The sequence below is a fragment of the Sporomusa sp. genome, assembly GCF_057736855.1.
Map to the genome: position 1 here is coordinate 1 of NZ_JBYKYF010000247.1, position 3,934 is coordinate 3,934.

A 3,934-nucleotide genomic window follows, 5' to 3' on the forward strand; every position below is an offset into this window, starting at 1 on the left:
CCTGCACCGTAGTGAACAGACCGGGTTGAATGGTTGTAATCATGGATTCAAACCACCTTTCAGCTCCAACTCCCGGATAACAGGCGTATACTGACCTGCTGCCACCTTAGCTGCAATTTCCTCATATTCACTAACCGTAATCGGTTGAAATTGCAAATAGTCACCGGCTGCAAACAAGAAGGGATTATCGGCTTTAGGGTCAAAGGCTTTGATCGGGGTGCGGCCAATTAACTGCCACCCTCCCGGACTTTCTATAGGATAAAACCCGGTCTGACTGCCAGCTATGCCCACTGAACCAGCGGGAATACAGGTACGCGGCTTTTGTAAACGTGGTGTTGCAATCCTTTCTGACATTCCGCCTAAATATGGGAACCCAGGAGTAAATCCCAGCATGTAAACAAGATATGGCACGGAAGTATGAATCTCGATAACCTCATCTTCGGTAAGGCCATGATACTGCGCCACAAAAGCAAGATCAGGCCCAAATTCTCCACCATAACAAACTGGAATATGTATTACTTTGGCGGTAGCGATACCGCTATCAGAGTCCGCTGTCTCGCTAAGAAGCGTGATAACACGGTCTGCCAGTTGCTTACGCGTTATCAGCACGGGATCAAAATAAACCAACAAGGATCTATAGGTAGGCACTATTTCTTTGATTTCTCCTTGGTTTTGCTGTAGTAACATATTTTTTACTCTGTGAACTTGCTTATTAATTTGGGCATCAATCTTGTTGCCAAATTCTACCACCAAACCTTGTTCGCCGGCGGTTAGAATTCTAACATCATCCATATTCGTCACCTCGTATATCAGTAAAACCCTGCTAGATCTTCACCAGCATTTGCCCAAGCTGTTAATGAAAGCTATTTCCAAAGAGTTGCAATTCCTTGTAAGGATGTTGCACCAGCATAGACAGAAACCAACACTGCCAAAATTCCAAATATCAGCAGCCATGTCGGATGCTTATATTCACCCACAATGTTTTTCTTATAGGCAGCAATCAGCATTACCCCCAACGTTACAGGTAAAATCAGGCCATTGAGTGAACCGGCAATGACCAAAATAGTAACCGGTCGTCCTAAAATAGCAAAAACCAGGGTTGAAAATAGGATAAACAACATGATGAAGTAGGAGTTATACTTATCTACCATTTTAAAAGTGGAGCGTAAAAACGATACACTGGTATAAGCACAACCCACTACCGACGTAATGGCTGCCGCCCATAAAACAATACCAAAAAATTTATACCCCATTTGTCCGGCCGCATGTTGGAATACCGAGGCAGGCGGATTACTCTTGGCCAGTACGGCACCACCCGCAACGACCCCTAGGGCAGCTAAGAATAAGATAGTTCTCATAATACCAGTTACCAAAATACCAGTAACGGCACTTTTATTTACCTCTCTCAAATTCTCATGGCCTACAATACCCGCATCCAGCAACCGATGACCACCGGCAAAAGTAATATAGCCGCCAACCGTGCCGCCGACAAGAGTAATCATAGGCAACATCAGCATACCATAGTTATCAGGAAATACCGACTTAACAACAGCTTCCCCTACTGGAGGCTGGGAAACAAACATAACATAAGTCGTCAACGCGATCATAAGACCACCAAGAACCTTAGCCACCATATCCATAGCAGCCCCAGCCTCTTTCGAGGCAAAAATAGCCAATGCAATAATACAAGAAATAATTGCACCTGTCTGCTCAGTTATACCAAATAATACATTCATAGCCATCCCACAGCCACCAATATTACCAATATTGAAGGCTAAACCACCCATAACAATTAAAAGTGCAACAAAATGACCTAATCCTGGAAAAATCTTATTGGCTACATCCTGTCCGCGCATCCGGCTCATGGCAATGACCCGCCAAACATTTAATTGTGCGCCAATATCAATAATCACGGATGCTAAAATTGCAAACGCAAAATTAGCCTGGTATTTTTCTGTAAATACCGTGGTCTGAGTAAGAAATCCGGGCCCAATCGCTGATGTTGCCATAATAAATGCAGCCCCAAGCAGCACTGACCAATTGGTTTTGGTTGAAACACCTGGTTTAGTAATTACCGGCTCTGCCATGTAAATCCTCCTTGCTGTTAATAAATTACACAATTAGCACATTCTACAACCAATTCGACTTTCCTTCAATATTTCCCCATTTACATATGTATACATAAACAGTACACTCAGAAACAACATGTCTATTTTTATGTATTTTTTTTCATTGCACATGTTACAATGAATTATACAGTAGAACAAATTTATTGCTGAGGAGGACTGCCCATGGAAAATGTATCCGCATTGCTGCCACATAATGCCAGAGCACTCTTTCGCGATAACCAGTTAATTCAACCAACTGCCGGTATAGCTAAAGGCTATACCCAAGCCAATCTGGTAATGTTGCCAAAGTCTATGGCTTTTGATTTTTTGCTGTTTGCACAGCGCAATCCTAAACCTTGCCCAATATTGGATGTTACTGATGTAGGTTGTCCTGAGCCTAAGTTAGTCGCCCCTGGTGCCGACCTTAGATATGATCTTCCTAAATATCGAATTTACACAAACGGTATCCTCACCGATGAGCCGACAAATCTGGAAACATACTGGCGCAATGATTTAGTCGCCTTTTTGATCGGCTGCAGCTTTACCTTTGAGTCGGCTCTTATAGATGCCGGAATCAGCATCCGTCACATCGAAGAACAGTGCAATGTTCCAATGTATATCACCAATATTGAGTGCGTACCTGCCGGTATGTTTCATGGCCCCGTCGTTGTCAGTATGCGTCCCATCCCTTACGAACAAGTCCCCCGCGCCGTTCAGATTACTTCCCGGTTTCCGGCAGTGCATGGTGCGCCTATTCATATCGGTGATCCGGCTCATATTGGCATAAAAGATATTCATAAACCCGATTTTGGTGATGCAGTAACCATCAAACCCGGAGAAGTTCCAGTATTTTGGGCCTGTGGTTGCACTCCGCAAGCAGTCGCCATGACGGTTAAGCCTGAACTTATGATTACCCATGCACCTGGCCATATGTTTATCTGTGATATCAAGGATCAATCGCTTGCTGCTTTTTAATTTGCTTCCACGAACCTATAACCTAGCAAAAAAATACTTGAATTAAAATGAGCCGTGTTGAAACATAAGAGCTTCAACACGGCTAACTTTTGTCAGATACAGACATCATCTTCGCCAACAAGTATTAAGTTATCGAAAGTCAGATTTTTTTCATCCGCTCTGATTCCCTACTGAGAGGAATACTTCCTGATCCTTGGCCTGCAGCAGTCACCAAATCCAAATCCGCTTCTGTCAGTTCTTCCTCTATGTTGCCATGCGTAACGCCAACAGCCTGTACGCTCTCATCGACTGGCGATAACCTGAGTTGTTTTCGGAGGCTTTCTCTAATTGCGCTTTTTCTGCTGAAATCAGCAGCAATTACAGTATGGGACAACCGAATAAGCCCAGCTACCTCCTCATCCTCTATTGGCTTAATATTCGTTTCCCCTGCCAGGAGACGGTCAAGATAAGTCAGGTATAACGCACCCTTTGTCTTTTCAGTCATTAATACTCAATCCCCGGTTTTCCAAAATCATTCGTAGCCGCCGCATAGCCCGGAATAAGGTAACGCCTATACTGCTTGTGCTGATGCCGATAAATCCGGCAATCTCCCGATTGGAAAAACCGCTCCAGAATTTCAGTGCAATGATTTCTCTTTCCCGCTGCGATAACGAATTCAACGCTTCCCGCAATTGTTCCAACATCTCTTGGGAGGCCGCCCTATCCTCAAGTCCTGGCTGCCAATCCGAGAGATCGCGAATGGCATCGAGGGGCGCGGATGCTCGCAAACCACGGCGATAATAATCAATCACCGTGTTGCGGGCTATACGAAAGATCCAAACTGCCAGCGAAGCTTTTTCCGCATGATAATG

Annotated in this window: 5 protein-coding genes; 1 reads left to right on the forward strand and 4 read right to left on the reverse strand. The window is 44.4% G+C overall.

Translation table 11 applies throughout. The features are described from left to right. Positions 1–39: 39 nt before the first annotated feature. Both pxpB and AC29Z1_RS13770 read right to left on the reverse strand, forming a co-directional pair. Positions 40–792 carry a 5-oxoprolinase subunit PxpB gene (pxpB, locus tag AC29Z1_RS13765; protein ID WP_488272027.1) on the reverse strand — a complete coding sequence of 251 codons (753 nt, stop codon included), beginning with the start codon at positions 790–792 and terminating at the stop codon, positions 40–42. A gap of 71 nt (positions 793–863) precedes the next feature. Next, complete coding sequence (locus AC29Z1_RS13770) at positions 864–2,087, reverse strand: NRAMP family divalent metal transporter (RefSeq protein ID WP_488272028.1); 1,224 nt, start codon at positions 2,085–2,087, stop codon at positions 864–866. 204 nt (positions 2,088–2,291) lie between these two features. On the opposite strand from AC29Z1_RS13770, the gene AC29Z1_RS13775 reads away from it, so the two are divergent. Then, positions 2,292–3,083, forward strand: coding sequence for a putative hydro-lyase (locus AC29Z1_RS13775; RefSeq protein WP_488272029.1), 792 nt, complete (start codon positions 2,292–2,294; stop codon positions 3,081–3,083). 139 nt (positions 3,084–3,222) lie between these two features. Here AC29Z1_RS13775 and AC29Z1_RS13780 read toward each other — a convergent pair whose 3' ends face one another. Together AC29Z1_RS13780 and AC29Z1_RS13785 are read right to left on the reverse strand one after the other, a co-directional pair. Then, positions 3,223–3,567 (reverse strand): hypothetical protein, encoded by a 345-nt coding sequence (locus AC29Z1_RS13780; protein ID WP_488272030.1) that lies wholly within the window; start codon positions 3,565–3,567, stop codon positions 3,223–3,225. Continuing rightward, the coding region (locus AC29Z1_RS13785) for an RNA polymerase sigma factor (protein ID WP_488272031.1) at positions 3,560–3,934 on the reverse strand (375 nt) is incomplete at its 5' end. The genes AC29Z1_RS13785 and AC29Z1_RS13780, both read right to left, overlap by 8 nt.

Coding starts and splice junctions, on each gene's coding strand:
- pxpB (WP_488272027.1), bottom strand. CDS start 792: ATGGATGATGTTAGAATTCTAACCGCCGGCGAACAAGGTTTGGTGGTA.
- AC29Z1_RS13780 (WP_488272030.1), bottom strand. CDS start 3,567: ATGACTGAAAAGACAAAGGGTGCGTTATACCTGACTTATCTTGACCGT.
- AC29Z1_RS13770 (WP_488272028.1), bottom strand. CDS start 2,087: ATGGCAGAGCCGGTAATTACTAAACCAGGTGTTTCAACCAAAACCAAT.
- AC29Z1_RS13775 (WP_488272029.1), top strand. CDS start 2,292: ATGGAAAATGTATCCGCATTGCTGCCACATAATGCCAGAGCACTCTTT.